This window comes from Sideroxydans sp. (assembly GCF_054604835.1).
On the sequence record NZ_JBTSFG010000003.1, the window covers coordinates 260,155 to 280,109 of the forward strand.

Here is a 19,955-nt window from a genome sequence, read left to right on the forward strand (position 1 = left end):
GGTGGCACCGTGAAAGACACCCTGAAGCCCGGCATTCGTTACGAACACCGCTTCGTCATTCCGCCGACGAAGACGGTTCCCGCGCTTTACCCCGAATCACCAGAATTTCAGGCCATGCCGGAGGTGTTCGCTACCGGCTTCATGGTCGGCTTCCTCGAATGGGCATGCATCATGTGCCTCATGCCGCATTTGGACTGGCCGACCGAACAATCGCTGGGCACCCACATCAACGTCAGCCACGAGGCGGCAACACCACCGGGGCTTGAAGTCACCGCCACCGTCGAACTGACAGCCGTGGAGGGCAGACGTCTCACTTTCGCCGTTTCGGCGCATGACGGCGTGGATCTGATCGCACGCGGCACACACGAACGCTTCGTGATCGACAGGATGCGCTTCGATGACAAGTTGCAAAGCAAACGCAAAGATACTTAAACAAATCAACCAACATTGACAGGAACATCATGAGCGACATCAAAAAAGCAGTACTGGCCTATTCTGGCGGCCTCGACACCTCGGTCATCCTCAAGTGGCTGCAAGATACTTACCAGTGTGAAGTGGTCACCTTCACCGCCGACCTCGGTCAGGGCGAAGAGCTGGAACCGGCACGCCAGAAAGCGTTGAAATTCGGCATCCCGGCAGAGAACATCTTCATCGACGACCTGCGCGAAGAATTCGTGCGCGATTTCGTGTTCCCGATGTTCCGCGCCAACACCGTGTACGAGGGCGAATACCTGCTGGGTACTTCCATCGCGCGCCCGCTGATCGCCAAGCGCCTGATCGAGATCGCCGACATGACCGGCGCGCAAGCCATCTCGCACGGCGCGACCGGCAAGGGCAACGACCAGGTGCGTTTCGAACTGGGTGCCTATGCGCTGAACCCGAACATCCAGATCATCGCGCCGTGGCGCGAGTGGGACTTGCTAAGCCGCGAGAAGCTGATGGCCTATGCCGAGAAGCACGGTATCCCGGTCGACATGAAGCACAAGCAGGGCGGCTCGCCCTACTCCATGGACGCCAACCTGCTGCACATCTCCTACGAAGGCCGCCATCTGGAAGACCCGGCCGCCGAGGCGGAAGAGAGCATGTGGCGCTGGACCTTGTCGCCGGAGAAAGCCCCGGATGCGGCCGAATATCTGGACATCGAATTCGAGCATGGCGACATCGTGGCGCTGAACGGTACCCCCATGACGCCCGCAGAGGTTTTGCGCAATCTGAACACACTGGGCGGCAAGCACGGCATCGGCCGTCTCGATCTGGTCGAGAACCGCTACGTCGGCATGAAGTCGCGCGGCTGCTACGAGACCCCCGGCGGCACCATCATGCTGAAGGCGCACCGCGCCATTGAGTCCATCACCCTGGACCGCGAAGTCGCCCACCTGAAGGACGACCTGATGCCGCGCTACGCCAGCATGATCTATAACGGTTACTGGTGGGCACCGGAGCGCATCGCCCTGCAGAAGCTGATCGACCACACCCAACAGTCCGTCAACGGCTGGGTACGCGTGAAGCTGTACAAGGGCAACGTGATCGTGGTCGGCCGCGATTCCAAGACCGACTCGCTGTTCGATTCGAGCATTGCCACTTTCGAAGACGACAAGGGTGCCTACGACCAGAAGGATGCAGGCGGCTTCATCAAGCTGAACGCGCTGCGCATGCGCATCGCGGCGAACCTGCAGAAGAGGAAGTAAATCACAGCAAAGGGGGCGTCATGCTGTACGAACTGACCGGAGACATATTGCTGAGCGAGGCCCGTGCCATCGTGCACGGCGTCGCACCCAACGACGATTTCCATCAAGGTCTGGCTCTGCAATTGCGTGAACGCATGCCGGCCTTGTACAAGGATTTTCGCCATTATTGCCAGACCCAGCACCCAAAGTCCGGCAGTAAGTGGGTGTGGATGAGTGCCGATGGCCGTTTCATCGTCAACCTATTCACCCAGGACGGCGCCTATGCGCACGGCAGCAAACCAGGCCACGCCTCCCTTTCGCACGTCAACCATGCGCTGCATGCCCTGCGCGGATTCGCTCAGAAAGAGAAGTTGACCAGCATGGCACTGCCCCGCCTCGCTTGCGGTGTGGGCGGTCTGGACTGGGATGACGTGAGGCCTCTGATCGAGAACCAGCTCGGCGACCTCGACATCACCGTCTATCTGTATGTGAATTATCAACAAGGCATCAAAGCCAACGAACCCAAGTAGTCATCAACAGAAAAAGGAATCCAGCATGTCGGACAATTTCGATAACGTCAGCGTCGGTAAAAAATCCAACGTATTCTTCGACGGCAAGTGTGTATCGCACTCGGTGTTTTTCCCGGACGGTTCGCGCAAGACGGTGGGCGTAGTGCTGCCCAACAGCCAGCTCACCTTTAACGTCGGCGTGCCGGAACTGATGGAGATCACCGCAGGCGAATGCTCAGTGAAGATCGCCGGAGAGTCCGCGTTCAAGACATACACCGCAGGCAGCAGCTTCAAAGTGGCCGAGAACAGCAGCTTCGACATCCATACCGGCGCGGATGCTGTCGATTACGTTTGCAGTTTTGGTTGATACCAACCTGAAGGTAAGTTTCCGCCGCAACACACCGCGTTGCGGCGTGTTGTGGTTAAGTTAACTATTAAGGAATAACCATGCCATCTTTCGATATCGTTTCCGAAGTAGAGAAGACCGAAGTCAAGAACGCGGTCGAGCAGACCAACAAGGAAGTCGGCACGCGTTTCGACTTCAAAGGTAGCGACGCGCACGTGGAGCAGGCGGAACTGGTGCTGACAGTGCATGCCGATACCGAATTCCAGATGAATCAGGTTCAGGACATCCTGAACGGCAAGCTGACCAAGCGCGGCGTGGACATCAAGTGCCTCGATATCAGCGACAAGATCGAGAAGGTCAGCGGTAACAAAGTCAAGCGCGCCTGCACCGTCAAGGTCGGCGTGGAGATCGAACTGGCGAAGAAGATCGTCAAACTGATCAAGGACAGCAAACAGAAGGTGCAGGCCAGCATCCAAGGCGACACCGTGCGCGTGACCGGCAAGAACCGCGACGATCTGCAGGCCGCTATCGCCTTCATCAAGAAATCCATCACCGACTTCCCGCTGCAATACCAGAACTTCCGCGACTGATCGTCATGTCGAACAGCATCGACGCGTACATAGAGTTCTCGTTCAAGGGCGAGGATTACGAATTTCATTCCACGCTCGATCTGGACCAGCAACTGGAGCGACATATGTCGCTCGAATCCATGCACCACGTGCTGGCAGTGGAACACGGCATCGACACCTACTCCTATCTGTTCGAAGTGATGCAGGTAGCGGATATCCAGTATGACAATCCGCAAGGCCGCGCCGTGGAATATCTCCACGACGGCGAGTTCGATTTCGAGGCCTACGCCGAAGAGAACACGACCGACGCCCTGCTCGCCCCGCTGCAGGCAATCGCCTTGCGCGAGATGGGCGTTGAGGATCTGGAACAGCAACCGAACCTCAAGCAAGCGCTGCTGCGCGCTTATCGTCTGGGCCTGGAGCAGAACAGCCACAAGCGCTGACTCTGTTGCGGCGCTTTTGAGTGGCGCACCAACTTGCGGCAGCATCTCAACGGAGGACTAGCATGCATTCAGTATTGGTTCTATTCGCCAACGGCAGTGAAGAACTGGAAACCGTTTCCATCGTCAACATCCTGCGCCGCGCAGGCGTGAACGTGACACTGGCCGGGCTGGAAGCCGGTCCTTTGCGCGGCAGCCGCCTGACCGTATTGCTGCCCGATACCACGCTGGATGCAGTCCTGACACAGCACTACGACATGCTGGTGCTACCCGGCGGGCAGCCCGGCACCAATAATCTCAAAGCCGATGCACGGGTACTGAAGCTGGCCAAGGACATGTATGGCGACGGGCGCTACGTCTGCGCCATCTGTGCCGCGCCCTCGGTGCTCGCCACTGCGGGGCTGCTCGACGGCAAGCAAGCCACCAGTTTTCCCGGTGCACTCGATCCCTTTCCGCAAGTACGACGCCAGCCACAGGCCGTCGTCGAAGACGGAAAACTGATCACTTCGCGCGGCCCGGGCACCGCGATGGATTTCGCGCTGACACTGGTCGATCGCCTGTGCGGCCACGCAAAACGTGTGGAAGTGGAAGCCGGACTGGTGCGCTGATGCCCGACACCCGTATTCAGGCGCGGCGGATGCGCAAACTGCCGCCGGTCATTCTTGCCTTGCTGCTGCAACTCGCGGCTTTCCTGCTGGTGACATTCTCCGTTCGCCTGTTCGCGCTTGTTCTATCGCCCTTCATCTTCGCGATGACTTGCGGTGTACTTGCGACGGCGTTCAGTCATCTGGCCAAGCAAGCACGCTGGTGGCTGCCCATCCAGTTGCTGTTCGTGCCCGCACTGGTGATCACGCTCAATACGAACATACCGCCCGTCGTTTTCCTGCTCGCCTTCCTGCTCATGCTGTTGCTGTACTGGAGCACCTTCCGCACGCAGGTACCGCTCTACCTTTCCAGTAATAAAGTGTGGCAGGCACTGGAGACACAGCTGCCTGTCGACCAACCGTTCGATTTCATCGATCTGGGCTCCGGTATCGGCGGTGTATTGACGCATCTTTCGCGCACCCATCCGCAAGGGACGTTCCACGGCGTTGAAACAGCCCCCCTGCCATTTGCATGGAGCTGGTTGCGCATCAAGCTCGGCGGCTATCGCAACTGCCATGTGTACTGGCGCAGTCTGTGGGATTGCGACCTGGCCAGATATGACGTGGCATTCGCCTATCTGTCGCCCGTGCCGATGGCTGCGCTTTGGGAAAAAGTGCAGAACGAGATGAAGCCGGACAGTCTGTTCATCAGCAACACCTTTTCTGTCGCCGATCATCAGCCACATAGAATCCTGAAAACCGACGACTTGCATCACTCTGAACTCTATGTATGGCGCAAATGAATCGCTTTATATCAGGCGCTTACGAAGCACTCGGCAAAACGCTTCCCAAGCCGGAATTTTTTCGCTAGGATGCCTCCCGTCCAAGTTGCACTTCAAAGCGCCATAGCGCGCCCAGACATAAAACCCCTTCAATAACGACGAGAAAAAACATGAGCGAGCACATCCGTTACATTACCGACGACACATTCACCGCTGAAGTTCTGCAATCTCCGTTGCCAGTATTGGTGGACTACTGGGCTGAATGGTGCGGCCCCTGCCGCATGATCGCCCCCATCCTGGACGAAGTCTCCCAGGAATATGCAGGCCGACTGAACGTCGCCAAACTGAACGTGGACGAGAACCAGCAGACACCCCAGAAATACGGCGTACGCGGTATCCCCACCCTGATGCTGTTCAAAAACGGCAACATCGAAGCCACCAAGGTCGGCGCACTGTCCAAGTCGCAATTGACAGCGTTCATTGACAGCCACATCTAAACACTTTAGTCTCCCGCCCGCACTTGCCTGTTTCGTCCTGAAACACTGATACAAAACCAAGAAAAGACAGACACGGCAACTCGGCGCGGGAACATCCGCAACCTGTAATCCACCTCCTGCAAGACTCCTACAACTTTGCGTTCAATCGCAACATCCTGATCATGCATCTATCCGATATCAAGACCAAACACATTACCGAACTGGTGGAAATGGCAGTTACCAACCAGATCGACAACGCCAACCGTATGCGCAAGCAGGACCTGATCTTCGCATTGCTGAAGAACCAGGCCAAGAAAGGCGAAAGCATCTTCGGCGAAGGCACGCTGGAAGTGCTGCCGGACGGCTTCGGTTTTCTGCGCTCGCCGGACACCTCCTACCTGGCCGGCCCTGACGACATCTACGTCAGCCCCAGCCAAGTACGACGCTTCAATCTGCATACCGGCGATTCCATCGAAGGCGAGATCCGCACGCCCAAGGAAGGCGAGCGTTATGTGGCACTGGTCAAGGTAGACAAGGTCAACGGTGAACCGCCGGAGAACGCCAAGAACAAGATCCTGTTCGAGAACCTGACGCCGCTGTTCCCGACGAAACAGATGTGTCTGGAGCGCGACATCCGCGCCGAAGAGAATATGACCGGGCGCATCATCGACATCGTCGCCCCCATCGGCAAAGGCCAGCGCGGTTTGCTGGTGGCTTCGCCCAAGTCCGGCAAGACAGTGATGCTGCAACATATCGCCCACTCGATCTCGGCCAACAATCCGGATGCGACATTGATCGTGCTGCTCATCGACGAGCGCCCTGAAGAAGTGACCGAGATGAGCCGCACCGTGCGCGGCGAAGTGGTCGCCTCCACCTTCGACGAACCGGCCACCCGTCACGTGCAAGTCGCCGAGATGGTGCTGGAAAAAGCCAAACGTCTGGTCGAGCACAAGAAGGACGTGGTCATCCTGCTCGACTCCATCACCCGTCTGGCGCGCGCTTACAACACCGTGATCCCCTCTTCCGGCAAGGTATTGACCGGGGGTGTGGATGCCAACGCGCTACAGCGCCCCAAACGCTTCTTCGGTGCGGCACGCAACATCGAGGAAGGCGGTTCGCTGACCATCATCGCCACGGCACTGGTCGACACCGGCAGCCGCATGGACGATGTGATCTACGAGGAATTCAAGGGCACCGGCAATATGGAGATCCATCTGGATCGCCGCATGGCCGAGAAGCGCATCTATCCGGCCATCAACGTCAACCGCTCCGGCACCCGCAAGGAAGAATTGCTGATCAAGCCCGAGTTGCTGCAGCGCATCTGGCTGCTGCGCAAGCTGATCTACCCCATGGACGAGCTGGAAGCCATGGAATTCCTGCTGGACAAGGTCAAAGCGACCAAGAACAACGCGGAATTCTTTGATTCCATGAAGCGTTGATCCACTAAAGAAAAGGTTTTGACGCGAAAGGCGATTTGGGTATAATGCGCGCCTTTCGGAAAAACCGTAGTTATCAGTGAAGGCTAACCTTCAGGTTATGCCGCAACTAAAAACCGCAGTTATTCAGTGGAGGCTAACCCTCTGGTTATGCCGTAACTAAAAACCGCATCAAGCGAGGTAGTCATGTACGCAGTTATCAAAACCGGTGGCAAGCAGTACCGTGTTGTCCAAGGTGAAACACTCAAGATCGAAACCGTTGCCGGTGATGTCGGCGGCGAAATCGTGCTGGACAAAGTGCTGGCAGTCGGCGACGGCGAAGGCATCAAGATCGGCAAGCCGATGCTGGAGGGCGCCACAGTCAAGGCGACCATCATCTCCAACGGTCGTCACGACAAAGTGACCATCTTCAAGATGCGTCGCCGTAAGCACTACCAGAAGCACCAGGGACATCGTCAGAACTACACCGAGATCCGCATCGACGGCATCTCCGCTTAATAAAGGAGCTATAACATGGCATCGAAAAAAGGCGGCGGCAGTACCAGTAACGGCCGCGACTCGCACTCGAAACGACTCGGCGTAAAACGCTACGGCGGCGAACTGATCAGCGCGGGCAGCATCATCATCCGTCAGCGCGGCACTCAAGTTCACGCAGGCGACAACGTCGGCATGGGCAAGGACCACACCCTGTTCGCAAAGGCTACCGGTACCGTGCAATTTGCGGTCAAGGGCGCCCTGAAGCGCAAGACAGTCAGCATCGTTCCCGCATAATCCCGGCGAACAGCTAGAATGAGCCCTATCGCAAGATAGGGCTTTTTTATTTGCCCTCCGGCAACCCAGAACGAACAGCGCAGGACACACATGAAATTCATCGACGAATCGAAGATCGAAGTGATCGCAGGCAACGGCGGCAACGGTGCGGCCAGCTTTCGTCGCGAGAAATACATCGCCAAGGGCGGCCCAGACGGCGGCGACGGCGGGCGCGGCGGCAGTGTGATCGCGGTTGCGGATCGCAACATCAACACGCTGGTGGACTATCGTTTCGCGCGCATGCACCGTGCCAAGAATGGCGAATCGGGACGCGGCGCCGACTGTTACGGCAAGGGCGCGGACGACATCATCCTGCGCATGCCGGTCGGCACCGTCATCACCGACATCAACACCGGCCAGGTCATTGCCGACCTGGCGCTCGACGGCGAGCGCACCATACTCGCCCAAGGCGGCGCGGGCGGGCTCGGCAACCTGCATTTCAAATCCAGCACCAACCGCTCTCCGCGCCAATGCACGCCCGGCGAAGAAGGCGAGCGGCGCGAGCTGCAACTGGAACTGAAGGTGCTGGCCGACGTCGGCCTGTTGGGCATGCCCAATGCCGGCAAATCCACCTTCATCCGTTCCGTGTCTGCGGCTCGCCCGAAAGTGGCGGACTACCCGTTCACCACCCTGCATCCGAATCTCGGTGTGGTGCGCGTCTCCGAAGAGAAAAGCTTCGTGATCGCCGACATCCCCGGCCTGATCGAGGGCGCGGCCGAAGGGGCCGGGCTGGGTCATCAGTTCCTGCGCCATCTGGCGCGCACGCGCCTGCTGCTGCATCTGGTGGACATCGCACCGCTGCACGAGGGCACCGACCCTGTACAGGAGGCGCACGCCATCCTCAACGAACTGCGCAAATACGACGAAACGCTGTACGACAAACCGCGCTGGCTGGTACTGAACAAGCTCGATCTGCTGGAGGACAAGGAAGCGACCGTGCGTGCCTTCCTCGACGAATTCGGCGAGGACACGCGCTGGTTCGCCATCTCCGCCATCAATGGCGAGGGTTGCAAGGAGCTGACTTACGCCATCATGGAACATCTGAACGAAGTGGCGCGCGCCGAACAGGATGCGGTCACCGAGAGCGCACAGGAAACCGAGATCGATATCCACGACCCACTGGTATGAGAAACGTACTCACCCAAGCCAAACGTATCGTCGTAAAAGTCGGCAGCAGTCTGGTCACCAACAGCGGTGCCGGGCTGGATCTGGACGCATTGAACAATTGGGCCAAGCAGATTGCCGCACTACGCGCGAGCGGCTGTGAAGTCGTGCTGGTCTCTTCCGGCGCCATCGCCGAGGGCATGCAGCGTCTGGGTTGGAAGCAACGTCCCAGCGCCGTGCACGAATTGCAGGCAGCTGCAGCTGTTGGCCAGATGGGCTTGGTGCAAGCCTACGAAAGCTGTTTCCGCCAGCATGGTTTGCATGCAGCACAAGTGCTGCTCACCCATGCCGACCTGGCCGACCGCGAGCGCTATCTGAATGCCCGCTCGACCCTGCGCAGCCTGCTCAATCTGCGCGTCATCCCCATCATCAACGAAAACGACACCGTGGTCACCGACGAGATCAAATTCGGCGACAACGACACGCTGGGCGCACTGGTGGCCAATCTTATCGAGGCCGATGCGCTGATCATCCTCACCGATCAGACGGGTCTGTACACCGCCGATCCGCGCAAGGATGTGAACGCCACGCTCATCAGTGAAGCACTGGCCGGCAAACCGGAACTGGAAGCCATGGCCGGCGGTGCAGGCAGCCATATCGGACGCGGCGGCATGATCACCAAGATACTGGCCGCCAAACGCGCGGCACGCAGCGGCGCGCATACCGTCATCGCATCGGGACATGAGACGGATGTGCTGCCGCGCCTGTTGCAAGGCGAATCCATAGGCACCCTGCTCACCGCCAGTGCGCTGGCGCTGGATGCGCGCAAGCAATGGCTGGCGGATCACCTGCAAGTTAGCGGCAAGGTCATGCTGGATGCCGGTGCGGTGCGCGCCCTGTGCCAGGACAAAAAGAGTCTGCTGCCTATCGGCGTCACCGGCATCGGAGGCAACTTCCCGCGCGGCGCGGTGGTCGCCATCCTCGACGGCGACGGCAACGACATCGCCCGCGGCCTGGTGAACTACAGCGCCGACGAAGCGCGCCTCATCGCCAAAAAAGCCAGCAGCGAGATCGAAAAGATATTGGGCTATGTGGACGAGCCGGAGTTAATTCACAGGGACAATCTCGTTCTGCTGTAACACAGCAGAACGAGATTGCGGTGTAGGCTAACTTGCGCAGCAAGTTAAGTCGCAGAGCGACGGCCGAAGCCACAATCTGGTCTTGCTGTAACGGCAGCCACCAACATCACGCGTGATGTGACAAGACGCACGACTCGTTGTCAGCCTCGATCTGTATCGTGGCATGTTCGATGCCGAATCGCTCGTGCAATACCTCCGTCACGCTACACAGAAACGCATCCCCGGCATGTCCCTGCGGCATGACCAAGTGCGCAGTCAGCGCGACTTCCGAAGTGCTCATCGCCCACACATGCAGGTCGTGCACAGCCGTGACACCCGGCAATCCGGACAGATAACCCCGCACTTGCTCCAATTCGACCGATAAGGGCACACCGTCCAGCGACAGGTGCAGTGCTTGTCGCAATAAACCCCAAGTACCCAGCAGGATCACCAGCGCGATGAGCAGGCTGATGAACGGATCGAGCCAGTACCAGCCCGTCCACAGGAACAGTACGCCCGCAGCCACCACGCCGACCGAGACCAGCGCGTCCGCAGCCATGTGCAGGAACGCTCCGCGCAGATTCAGATCATGATGATCGCCGGACATGAACAGCCACGCGGTCACGCCGTTAACCAGCACCCCGATCGCAGCGACGACGATGACCGTCATCCCCTGCATCTCGACCGGGTGCGCGAATCGGTCGAATGCTTCCCATGCGATAGCGCCGACGGCGACCAGCAGGAGCAGCGCGTTGAACAGCGCCGCCATGATGGTGGCGCGACCGAAGCCATAGGTGTGACTACGACTCGGACGCAGGCGTGCCAGATAGTAACCGCCCCAGGCCAGCAGCAGCCCCAGCACATCGCTCAAGTTGTGACCGGCATCGGACAACAGTGCCAGAGAATCCGCCATCCAGCCGTAGAACGCCTCGACCAGCACGAACAACACATTGAGTGCGATGCCTATCGCAAAGGCACGATCGTAATTCGCGGCATGGGCGTGCGAGTGGCTCATATCTGCTTTCATTGGCGCAGCACTGCGCTCTATTCCAGCCAGCCTTCTATCTTGCGGCGATCCGGCACCCCACCCGCATGCACCACCTTGCCATCAATGACCACGCCCGGCGTGGACATGACGCCATAGCCCATGATGGCCGCGATGTCTTCCACTTTTTCCAGCACCACCTCCAGCCCTTTCGCCTTGGCGACCTCGTCGATCAGTTTCAGTGTGGCCTTGCAATTGGCACAGCCTGTGCCGAGTACCTTGATGTTCTTCATGTCACGCTCCTCCTGTAGTGCCAATAACTAACAGCATGACTGACCGGATGCGGTCGGGCTGCAACATGCAGCTTGCTCCGGCAGCGCCTTGGCGGGCGTTGTATCGCCCAGGCGCTCGGTCAGTGCCAGATCGAAACTGGCATCGAGCTTCTGCGCAGCCTCGTCACGGATATGGCGCGCGATCTCGATCACGGTCTCGATATGCTGCCGCGGCACACCATATTGCTTGAGCCGGTCGATCTTGCACAGCCCCTGCTTGGGATGGTTGGATGCGATATCCGCCGCCAGCGACACCAGCGCGACGATGGAAGGATGCAATTCAGACTCATTCATTTTCATACTCCTGTTATTCACAATCCGGCGGCAAGGCTGTTGAACAGCATGCCAGTCACCACAAATGCCGTCGCCAGATAAGCGGCAAAGATAGCCAGCAGGGGCCACTTCACCACCTTGCGCAGGATCAGCATCTCCGGGAACGAAAGCGCAACCACGGCCATCATGAACGCCAGCACCGTGCCCAGCGGCACGCCCTTCTGCAGCAACACCTCGGCGACCGGGATGATGCCGACTGCATCCGAATACAGCGGCACGCCCACCAGCACAGCAGCGATGACCGAAAGCAGGCCGCCATCACCCGCAATGCCCACGATGAATTCCTTCGGCACATAACCGTGCATCAGCGCACCGACACCCACGCCGATCAGCACATATTTCCAGATACGGCCGACGATCTCCTTGACCTGTGCCCAAGCATACTCATGACGCAACTTGAGTGTCATCACTTCCGCCTCAAGTGCCGCATCACCCATCTTGATCTGCCACACGTATTCTTCCACCCAGCGCTCCGGCTTGAAACGTTCCAGCACGAAGCCGCCGATCAACGCCACGCTCAATCCGCTGACCACATAGATCAGCGTCATCTTCCAGCCGATAACGGTGGCCAACACGACGATCGCCACTTCATTCACCATCGGACTGGCTATCAGAAAAGACAGCGTGACGCCCAAAGGGATACCCGCCTCGACGAAGCCGATGAACAGTGGCACCGAAGAACAGGAGCAGAACGGCGTGACCGCGCCCAGCCCGACTGCCATGAAACGCGAGCTGACATTGCCCCGCTTGCGGATGAATTCGCGCACCCGTTCCGGCTTGAGCAGCGCACGCAGCAGCCCCATCACATAGATGACCAGCGTGAGCAGCACCATGATCTTGCTCACATCCATCACGAAGAAATGCGCGGCATCGCCGAGCTGGCTGCCACGCATGCCTGCCATGTCATAGACCAGCCAGTCAGCCATCAGCTCGAACATATCAGTGTTTTCCTGACACTTCGTACCACCCCTGGCTGCGCTTCACCAGATACACCACCGACAACATCACCGGCACCTCGATCAGCACACCGACCACGGTGGCCAGCGCCGCACCGGACTGGAATCCGAACAGGCTGATGGCGGCCGCGACGGCCAGCTCGAAGAAGTTGCTGGCACCGATCAGCGCCGAGGGGCCGGCTACACAATGCGCCTCACCCGCACGCTTGTTCAACCAGTAAGCCAACGCGGAGTTGAAGTACACCTGGATGGTGATCGGCACGGCAAGCATGGCGATGATCAGCGGCTGCTCGACGATGGCCTCTCCCTGGAATGCGAACAGCAGCACCAGCGTCAGCAACAAGGCCGAGATGGATAACGGACCCAGCGCCTCCAGCGTGCGCTGCAACGCGGCTTCACCGCGCGCCAGCAGCCACTTGCGCCACAGTTGTGCCAGCACCACCGGGATAACGATGTAAAGCAGCACCGAAGTGAGCAAGGTGTCCCACGGCACGATGATGGACGAGATGCCCAGCAGCAGCGCCACCAGCGGCGCGAAGGCGAAGATCATGATGGTGTCATTGAGCGCGACCTGCGACAGCGTGAACAACGGCTCGCCGTTCACCAGCCGGCTCCACACGAACACCATCGCCGTGCAGGGTGCGGCGGCCAGCAGGATCAGACCGGCGATGTAACTATCAAGCTGTTCCGCGGGCAGATACGGTGCGAACAGATGACGGATAAACAGCCAGCCGAGCAAGGCCATCGAGAACGGTTTGACAGCCCAGTTCACGAACAGGGTGACGCCGATGCCGCGCCAGTGCTTCTTCACCTCGTTCAACGCGCCAAAATCGATGCGTAGCAGCATGGGGATGATCATCACCCAGATCAGCAGACCGACCGGGATGTTGACCTTGGCGATCTCCAGCCCGCCCAGCCACTGGAACGGCGCGGGCATGAACTGCCCCAGCAGCACGCCGATCACGATGCACAGGAAGACCCATACGGTCAGGTAACGCTCGAAGATGCTCATACCATCAGTCCTTGCTGCGCCCGATCTCGTTCATCTTCTCTTTGAGGGTCAGCTTGTCCAGCTTGTCGATGGGTAGGCTCAGGAACAACTGGATACGGCGCGTCAATTGGTCGGCCGCTTTGTTGAAGGCCGCGCGGCGCGCTTCGTCGCCTTCGACATGCGCCGGGTCGGGGATGCCCCAGTGCGCGGTCATCGGCGAACCGTACCAGACCGGACAGACTTCGCCCGCCGCGTTGTCGCACACGGTGAACACGAAATCGAACTCCGGCGCGCCGGGGGCGGAGAACTCGTCCCAGCTTTTGCTGCGCAAGCCTTCGGTGCTGAAGTCATTGGCCTGCATCCATTCCAGCGCACCCGGATTGACCTGACCTGCTGGTTTGCTGCCCGCGCTGTAGGCCTTGAAGCGACCTTTGCCGAGTTTGTTGAACAACACTTCACCCAGGATGCTGCGGGCGGAATTGCCGGTGCACAACACCAATACGTTGTAAGTCTTTTCGCTCATTTTCATTTCCTTTGTGTTTAACATGTTTTGTCGCCGATGCCGCAATCCGCGCCACCGCAACAATTCTCGGTCAGGTAATCCACCATGCCGTTCATCACCGAGAAGTTCGCCGCGTAATACACGAACCTTCCTTCCTGCCTGCTTTCCACCAACCCGGCGTGGCTCAGTGTCTTGAAATGGAAAGACAGCGTCGCCGGTGACACCTTCAGCTTCTGCGCGATCTGCCCGGCGGCCATCCCTTCCGGCCCGACACTCACCAACAAGCGGAAGATCGCCAGCCGTCTGGTCTGCGCCAGCGCCGCCAAAGCCTCAACTACTTTTGCGGGTTTCATCATTATTCATTTCCATTGTTAAAGGATTATTAAAACTTTGGCGCGATTTGAACAGAGGCGGCCGGATAAATCAAGTCCGCGCCTGCTCAGTAGAAACGGAAGGAATAGAACAGATCGATCGCGTCCTCGGTACCGGTGCGAGTAATGAGTGTGATACGCGGTGTAAGGGTATAGCTGAACTTGGTCAGCCCGCCGACATCGGACAAACCCTGCTCGTAACTGAGGTAGGCTCGGGACGACAGCCGTTTGCCGACGGTGAACACTTGACTCTGCAGAGCATCGCCCGTCTCGCTCTGCCGCAATGACAATTCATCCACACCCAGACTGCGTCCCAGCTGGCCGACCGACTGGCCGCCCAGCAGGTTGCCTGCCGCCGCGAGCAGCAGGGAGGAATCGATACTGCCGCTTTCCGGCACACGGCCGAGCACGATCCAGGACAGCTTCTCAGCATCCGGCACGGCAGGCGTGGAAACCAGCCTGAAGACCGGGTGGCGTGCAGTGCCTGTCACCTCCAGGCCGGCCTCGACACTGAGTCCTTTGCGCAGCGCGAGGATATTCAAACCCGGATCATCCGGCGGCCCCTGGAAGTTCACCATACCCCGTTCAACCGTCAGCCTCTGACCGTAGGCATTGAACACGCCATCCTGCGTGGCGATGATGCCGGTGGCCTGCATGGGTGAGCCCGCCTCGCCTTGCAAACGCAACTGCCCACTGAGTCGCGATTCCAATCCCGCCGTGCGCACATAGAAATGCTCGCCCAGATCGAAACCCGCATCGATGTCGTAGGCCAGCGCGTCTTTTTCACGTTCGGACTGCCCGCTGAGCTTCACATCATCCGACCAGCGCGGCTTGCCTGTTTCGATCTGCGCCAACAATCCCGCATCGGCGCGGATATCGCCGCGCAAACTCAGGGTGCGACTGGCGTAACCGACATGTCCCTCGCCGGAGACGATCAACCAACGGTCAGCGCGTTGCGCCAGCGGCAGCGACTGCGCGCGAACCTGCAGATCGCTATCGCTCCCTTCCAGATCGATGCGTCCGCTTGCACTCAACTTACCGGCAGCACCCGGTAATCTGTATTCGTCCAGCAACTTGTCGTCGGGCTTGGGCAGATACGGCGCGACGAATTCCAGTTTCTCGATCTGCACATCGTTCACATCCAAACGGGCGCGCAAGCTGCCTTGCTCCAGATTCACGCCCTGATCCAACAAGGCCACGCGCAAACCATCTCCCTGCACACTACCTTGCAGACGCGGCACACCAAAGGTGCCGCGCAGATCCGCATCCAGCGTTAAGCTACCGCCGCTTTGCAGGTTCTCGTGCAACACCGGACCGATCCAGGTCAGATCCTCGCCATGCAATGACACACGACCGGCCAGCGGCGCGTCGTTCAGCACGGTCCAGCGCCCTTCCCGCAGCGACAACGGCAGTTTGACCTGCGCCGCCACATCACCCAGACGCGTTCCACTCGCATCCAACTGCAGCGACAACACATCCTGCACGACGCCGATCGCCAGACTCAGCTCGTTCAATCCCAACTTCTGCCCGCTTTGCGCATCGACCATCAGGTCGCCGCTCTCACGCTTGATATTGGCGTGTCCTTGCCAGTGCGTATCCGAAGTGATATCCCAGTCGCCGCCGAAGCGCAGCGTGTCGAAGGCAGATGATGACGGCGTGAGCTGGTGCAGATTCACTGCCCGCACGCGCAGTCCACTGAAACGCCCTGCACTGTGCCAACTTTGCTGCGCCCACTGCGTGTCCTGCAAGGTGACTTCTCCACCACCGAGCGCGAAGCGTGCTGTGCCCAACTGCACCTTGCCCGGCGCAAGGGACAGTTTCGTCGGCGCTTGCAAATGCAGCGGCAAGACACCATCCGCTTTCAGCGCATCCAGATTGCCCAGCCATTGCCATGCTGCATCCGTCTCGGCCAAGCCGCCGCTGCTTTCAAAATGCCAACGTCCCAGCGCTTGCTCGTTGCTGGTCAGATCGGCGGTGCCCTGCAAGGTGTGTTGCGCACGACTCCCGTCAACTTCCACACGCAACGCCGTCATGCCCATGCCGCTTTTGCTACGCACCCCGGAGGCAGTCAGTTGCAATGCCAGCATCTGCTTGTCGTATCGTCCACCCGCATCGATCTGTTCGATACTGCCGCTATCAGGCAATGCCAGATTGATGCCGCCCAGTGTGAAATTGATGGTTGGTTCCGCCAGACTGCCGAGCAGTTCGGCCTGACCGGACAATTGCCCCTGCATCGCCCCGCCCAGTTGCTCCAGTTTTGGCGCATCCAGCATCAACCTGAAATAGTCCGCTGCCGTGCCATAGGCCAGCTCGGCATTGAGCGTGTTGTCGCCGATGCGCAGTTCGATCTCGCCATCCGCCTTTTGCTTGCCGCTGAAATGTAGCTGCCCGCTGCCGTCGATGCCGTAGCGCGAGAAACGGCTCTGCTCCAATTCAAAATCGAGCGCCACCTCAGGTTCCGGCATCAAACTGCCCGAGGCATGCAGCACGGCATTCAGATCGGTCGGCGCACTGTCGATGAAATCGCTCAGATCCAGCCTGCGCAGACGGCTGTCGAAGCGGAACGAGTGCACGCGATCCAGCTTCAGCTCACCCTCCCCGACCAGTTCGGTATCCCCCCTTGCGAAGCGCAAGGCATGCAAGGTGATGATCTCGCCGCGCCTATGCAAACTGCCGTCGATGATGAATCCACCGTCGGCAAGATCCACGCGCGCCTGCTGTTCACTGCCGGTGCTGCCCAACGCGATCTCGCCTTGCAAATCCAATTGCGGTGCGCGGCTGTCGACGGCGCGCGGATCGAAACTACTCACCTGCAGTCGCATCGCCCCCTGCCCCGACTGCGGACGCCAATCCAGTTCGCCGCTCACACGACCGGTGTTGCCGATACGCGCTTGCACATCGTAAAGTTGCCAGTAACGCTCCGACCAACGCAGGCGCGCTTGCAGGCTTCGCAGTGGCAAGCCTGCTTTATCCAGCGGGGCGTATTGCTTATTCTCGATAGACAATGAACCTTCGAGTTGTTCCTGCTTGGTGCCGCGCAATTCGAGCCGGCCACTGAGTCGCGCCGGCGGTGCTTCCGCGTCCAGCCAACTTGTTGCCAGACCTTTGAAATCGATTCGAGCATGCGCCAACGGCACACCGGCCAGCGGCAATAGCTGCGCACTCCCTTGCAGTTCCATGCCCTCGCCGTTGCCGTTCAGCAGCACATCCAGATGCTGCAGATCACCCGCGATCTCGACTTGGTAGCTTGCGTTCATCGGCACTTTGGTTTGCAGTGAGGCGGTCGCCTGCACCGCATAGGGCATTTGCGGCGCGATGCTTGCGGTGGCGACTAGGTCGCCATAAGCAGTACGTGCACTCACCACCTGCAAACGATGGCCGCTCCGGTCCGCACTGAAACGCGCCTGCACAGTGTCAGCCTGAATATCCGGCGGGCCATCTTCGCTGCTCGCCACACGCACGGCGACGACATCCATCTGATCCACTTTGATATCCAGCGGCAGGACCAGGCTGGCGGGCAATGTCGCCGCCTGATCCGATGGCAAGCTGAGCACATCCACATCTTTCACCTGCAGTTGCAGAACATGCAATTCACCGCGCAGCAAAGCGGCCGGTCGCCATTGCACTTCCACATCACTCAAGGAGACGCGCCAACCTTCTCCGCGCAGCACTACATGCCGCATACCGAAGTTCTTCAGGAGCGTGCCGTGCTCCCCATCGATCTCCAGCATATCGCCGCTGTACTGTTGCACGGCGCTGCTGACCCAGATCAATCCGGATCGCGTGCCCAGCATCCAACTCCCCGCGACAGAGAGCAGCGCCGGCGGCGTGAACACCGCCAACCACAGCAACTGACGCAACGAAGGCGTGAGGCGTTTGATGACCATCAGAACGCCACCGCGATCGCGAAGTGTATGCGCGTGCCCGGCTCACCCTGTCCGCGCGCCGCATCCAACGCCAGCGGGCCGACTGGACTGCGCCAGCGCGCACCGAAGCCGTGACCGCGATACCACTGCAAAGTCGGCGCGGTATCCGCTGCAGCGCCGGCGTCGACGAACATCGCCGCCCCCCAGTTGCCAAACCAGTGGGTGTATTCGGCGCTCAGCGTACTCATCGCCCGTCCGCCCACCACCGCGCCGCCTTCCTGGAAACCGATGCTCTGATAGGCGAATCCGCGCACGGTCTGCGTGCCGCCGACGCGGAACAGGTATTCCTGCGGGATACCGAGGCGCGATTTGGAAGCGGTATAGCCCGCCTCGGCACGCAGGGTCAGCACATCCTGCGCAGTCAGCGGGAACCAGGACTGATGACGCGCATAGCTGCGCACAAAATCCTGATCCGAAGCGAACGACTTGCTGGCACTGCCGATCCTGATCTCGGTCAACTCGCCTTCCGTCGGGGCCAATGGGTCATCCACCATACGCCGATACCAGTGCCAATCGAGCACCAGCGCCTGGTCGGTCTCGTTGATACCGCCGGTCGGCAGGCGACGTTCCTGCTGCCAGTTGAGGCTGATACCGGTCTCGATACCAAACAGGTTGCGTGTGCGCGTGACGCCAAACTTGTCGCGCCGTGTGACCAGTTCCTGGATGTCGGTGCGCTCGCCGCTGGCGCGCCACAGCAATCGGTATCCCAACGGATTGGGCGGTGTGTCGAGCGCCAGAGCGATATTCTGCCGATTCTGCTCCACCACGGCGGCACTACTCAGCGTCCAGGCCTGATCAAGGAAGTTGTAGCTCTGGTAATTCAATTCATTGCGCACACCGTGGTTGGTGCTGTAACCGATACCGACCGAGACCTTGCGCGACTTCGCTTCCACCACTTGCACCTGCACCGGCGCAGTGCGCACCGTCTGCGCGCCGTTTTCGCCTGCTTTGGCGGTATCGAGATTCACGATGATGGAGCTGAATTGCGGCAGCTTCTGCAGCCGCGTCTGGAATTCCAGCAGCAGGCTGCGCCGATAAGGCTGGCCGGGTTTGAAGGTGGCATGGCGTTCGATCAGTAACGGTTCGTAGCGCTCCAGTCCGCGCACTTGCAGCGCACCGAACAGATAACGCGGCCCTGAATCGATCACCACACGCAGACTCGCCACCGCGCGCTCGACATCGACTTCGGCCGCGCTGCTCACCATGCGCGCGGCGGCATAATCTTCACTGGCCACACTTGCCAGCAACTCTGTCTTGGCGCGATCCCATGCCTCGGAGCGGAAAGGTTGCCCGACCTGCAACGGCCAAGCATTGCGGATCCGTTGTGCACGCGCTGCGGCGCTCTGCGGCAGATCACCCAGCAACTCGATGTCCAGTCGCACGACCGTGGTGCGTTTGCCGGGCAACACCTGCAGATCCAAGACACCGGCCTTGTTCACCGAACGCAAACTCACTTGGGCGGAAAAGTAACCTTCCGTCGCCAGCAGTTCCGGGATCTCGCGCTGGGCGCGACGCACGAACACACCGCGCTCGGATTCGGATGCCAGCAATGCTTCGGGCAGTTTGAAATGTTGCTTCAGCAATGGACGCAGTTCATCCGGCACATCGATGACGGCAGCCGGCATACCGCTGGCGGCAAACAACGGTGTCCCCCATGCAACGATGAGCAGTGTCATCAGCCATCGTCGCCAAGCCGGCTGTCGCCGGCACAAGGGAGA

Annotated in this window: 23 protein-coding genes; 14 read left to right on the forward strand and 9 right to left on the reverse strand. The window is 59.6% G+C overall.

The genetic code is table 11. The annotated features are described in order from the left end of the window. The first annotated feature begins 9 nt into the window (after positions 1–9). The 14 genes from ACYCZ5_RS06910 (at position 10) to proB (ending at position 9,862) form a co-directional block, all read left to right on the forward strand. Positions 10–432, forward strand: a complete 423-nt coding sequence (locus ACYCZ5_RS06910) for a thioesterase family protein (RefSeq protein WP_461544059.1) — start codon at positions 10–12, stop codon at positions 430–432. Between the two features lie 29 nt (positions 433–461). After that, on the forward strand, positions 462–1,688 hold the full coding sequence (locus tag ACYCZ5_RS06915) for an argininosuccinate synthase (RefSeq protein ID WP_461544060.1): 1,227 nt from the start codon (positions 462–464) through the stop codon (positions 1,686–1,688). A gap of 20 nt (positions 1,689–1,708) precedes the next feature. Then, a complete protein-coding gene (locus ACYCZ5_RS06920; protein ID WP_461544061.1) occupies positions 1,709–2,197 on the forward strand; it encodes a macro domain-containing protein in 489 nt (162 codons plus the stop codon). A 25-nt stretch (positions 2,198–2,222) separates the two neighbouring features. After that, on the forward strand, positions 2,223–2,543 hold the full coding sequence (ppnP, locus tag ACYCZ5_RS06925) for a pyrimidine/purine nucleoside phosphorylase (RefSeq protein ID WP_461544062.1): 321 nt from the start codon (positions 2,223–2,225) through the stop codon (positions 2,541–2,543). Positions 2,544–2,623: 80 nt separating this feature from the next. Further along, the gene (locus ACYCZ5_RS06930) at positions 2,624–3,112 is read left to right on the forward strand and encodes a YajQ family cyclic di-GMP-binding protein (protein ID WP_461544063.1); all 489 of its coding nucleotides are present in this window, start codon (positions 2,624–2,626) and stop codon (positions 3,110–3,112) included. Positions 3,113–3,117: 5 nt separating this feature from the next. Continuing rightward, positions 3,118–3,534 carry a hypothetical protein gene (locus tag ACYCZ5_RS06935; RefSeq protein WP_461544064.1) on the forward strand — a complete coding sequence of 139 codons (417 nt, stop codon included), beginning with the start codon at positions 3,118–3,120 and terminating at the stop codon, positions 3,532–3,534. 62 nt (positions 3,535–3,596) lie between these two features. Then, a complete protein-coding gene (locus tag ACYCZ5_RS06940; protein WP_461544065.1) occupies positions 3,597–4,139 on the forward strand; it encodes a DJ-1 family glyoxalase III in 543 nt (180 codons plus the stop codon). Then, positions 4,139–4,918: a class I SAM-dependent methyltransferase gene (locus tag ACYCZ5_RS06945; protein WP_461544066.1), complete on the forward strand. Its 780-nt coding sequence runs from the start codon at positions 4,139–4,141 to the stop codon at positions 4,916–4,918. The genes ACYCZ5_RS06940 and ACYCZ5_RS06945 overlap by 1 nt, the downstream gene beginning before the upstream one ends. Positions 4,919–5,067: 149 nt before the next feature. Continuing rightward, positions 5,068–5,394, forward strand: a complete 327-nt coding sequence (gene trxA / locus ACYCZ5_RS06950; protein ID WP_459719672.1) for a thioredoxin TrxA — start codon at positions 5,068–5,070, stop codon at positions 5,392–5,394. Positions 5,395–5,555: 161 nt separating this feature from the next. Next, a complete protein-coding gene (gene rho / locus ACYCZ5_RS06955) occupies positions 5,556–6,812 on the forward strand; it encodes a transcription termination factor Rho (RefSeq protein WP_461544067.1) in 1,257 nt (418 codons plus the stop codon). 183 nt (positions 6,813–6,995) lie between these two features. Further along, complete coding sequence (rplU, locus tag ACYCZ5_RS06960) at positions 6,996–7,307, forward strand: 50S ribosomal protein L21 (protein ID WP_461544068.1); 312 nt, start codon at positions 6,996–6,998, stop codon at positions 7,305–7,307. Positions 7,308–7,322: 15 nt separating this feature from the next. Further along, the gene (gene rpmA, locus ACYCZ5_RS06965) at positions 7,323–7,580 is read left to right on the forward strand and encodes a 50S ribosomal protein L27 (protein ID WP_461544069.1); all 258 of its coding nucleotides are present in this window, start codon (positions 7,323–7,325) and stop codon (positions 7,578–7,580) included. 90 nt (positions 7,581–7,670) lie between these two features. Further along, the gene (gene obgE / locus ACYCZ5_RS06970) at positions 7,671–8,747 is read left to right on the forward strand and encodes a GTPase ObgE (RefSeq protein ID WP_461544070.1); all 1,077 of its coding nucleotides are present in this window, start codon (positions 7,671–7,673) and stop codon (positions 8,745–8,747) included. Next, entirely contained in the window at positions 8,744–9,862 is a 1,119-nt protein-coding gene (gene proB, locus ACYCZ5_RS06975; RefSeq protein ID WP_461544071.1) for a glutamate 5-kinase, read from the forward strand. Before obgE ends, proB begins: the two co-directional genes overlap by 4 nt. A gap of 106 nt (positions 9,863–9,968) precedes the next feature. Here proB and ACYCZ5_RS06980 read toward each other — a convergent pair whose 3' ends face one another. The 9 genes from ACYCZ5_RS06980 to ACYCZ5_RS07020 form a co-directional block, all read right to left on the reverse strand. Continuing rightward, complete coding sequence (locus tag ACYCZ5_RS06980) at positions 9,969–10,856, reverse strand: cation diffusion facilitator family transporter (protein ID WP_461544072.1); 888 nt, start codon at positions 10,854–10,856, stop codon at positions 9,969–9,971. A 29-nt stretch (positions 10,857–10,885) separates the two neighbouring features. Next, positions 10,886–11,119, reverse strand: a complete 234-nt coding sequence (locus ACYCZ5_RS06985; protein WP_461544073.1) for a thioredoxin family protein — start codon at positions 11,117–11,119, stop codon at positions 10,886–10,888. A gap of 27 nt (positions 11,120–11,146) precedes the next feature. After that, positions 11,147–11,452 carry a hypothetical protein gene (locus ACYCZ5_RS06990; protein WP_461544074.1) on the reverse strand — a complete coding sequence of 102 codons (306 nt, stop codon included), beginning with the start codon at positions 11,450–11,452 and terminating at the stop codon, positions 11,147–11,149. 17 nt (positions 11,453–11,469) lie between these two features. Then, on the reverse strand, positions 11,470–12,429 hold the full coding sequence (locus ACYCZ5_RS06995) for a permease (RefSeq protein WP_461544075.1): 960 nt from the start codon (positions 12,427–12,429) through the stop codon (positions 11,470–11,472). A 1-nt stretch (position 12,430) separates the two neighbouring features. Then, on the reverse strand, positions 12,431–13,459 hold the full coding sequence (arsB, locus tag ACYCZ5_RS07000) for an ACR3 family arsenite efflux transporter (protein ID WP_461544076.1): 1,029 nt from the start codon (positions 13,457–13,459) through the stop codon (positions 12,431–12,433). Positions 13,460–13,463: 4 nt separating this feature from the next. Beyond that, positions 13,464–13,961: an arsenate reductase ArsC gene (locus ACYCZ5_RS07005; protein WP_461544077.1), complete on the reverse strand. Its 498-nt coding sequence runs from the start codon at positions 13,959–13,961 to the stop codon at positions 13,464–13,466. 17 nt (positions 13,962–13,978) lie between these two features. Further along, positions 13,979–14,293 (reverse strand): ArsR/SmtB family transcription factor, encoded by a 315-nt coding sequence (locus ACYCZ5_RS07010; RefSeq protein ID WP_461544169.1) that lies wholly within the window; start codon positions 14,291–14,293, stop codon positions 13,979–13,981. 86 nt (positions 14,294–14,379) lie between these two features. Next, positions 14,380–18,198: a translocation/assembly module TamB domain-containing protein gene (locus tag ACYCZ5_RS07015; RefSeq protein WP_461544078.1), complete on the reverse strand. Its 3,819-nt coding sequence runs from the start codon at positions 18,196–18,198 to the stop codon at positions 14,380–14,382. Continuing rightward, the gene (locus tag ACYCZ5_RS07020; RefSeq protein ID WP_461544079.1) at positions 18,198–19,913 is read right to left on the reverse strand and encodes an autotransporter assembly complex protein TamA; all 1,716 of its coding nucleotides are present in this window, start codon (positions 19,911–19,913) and stop codon (positions 18,198–18,200) included. The genes ACYCZ5_RS07015 and ACYCZ5_RS07020 overlap by 1 nt, the downstream gene beginning before the upstream one ends. Between the last annotated feature and the right edge of the window lie 42 nt (positions 19,914–19,955).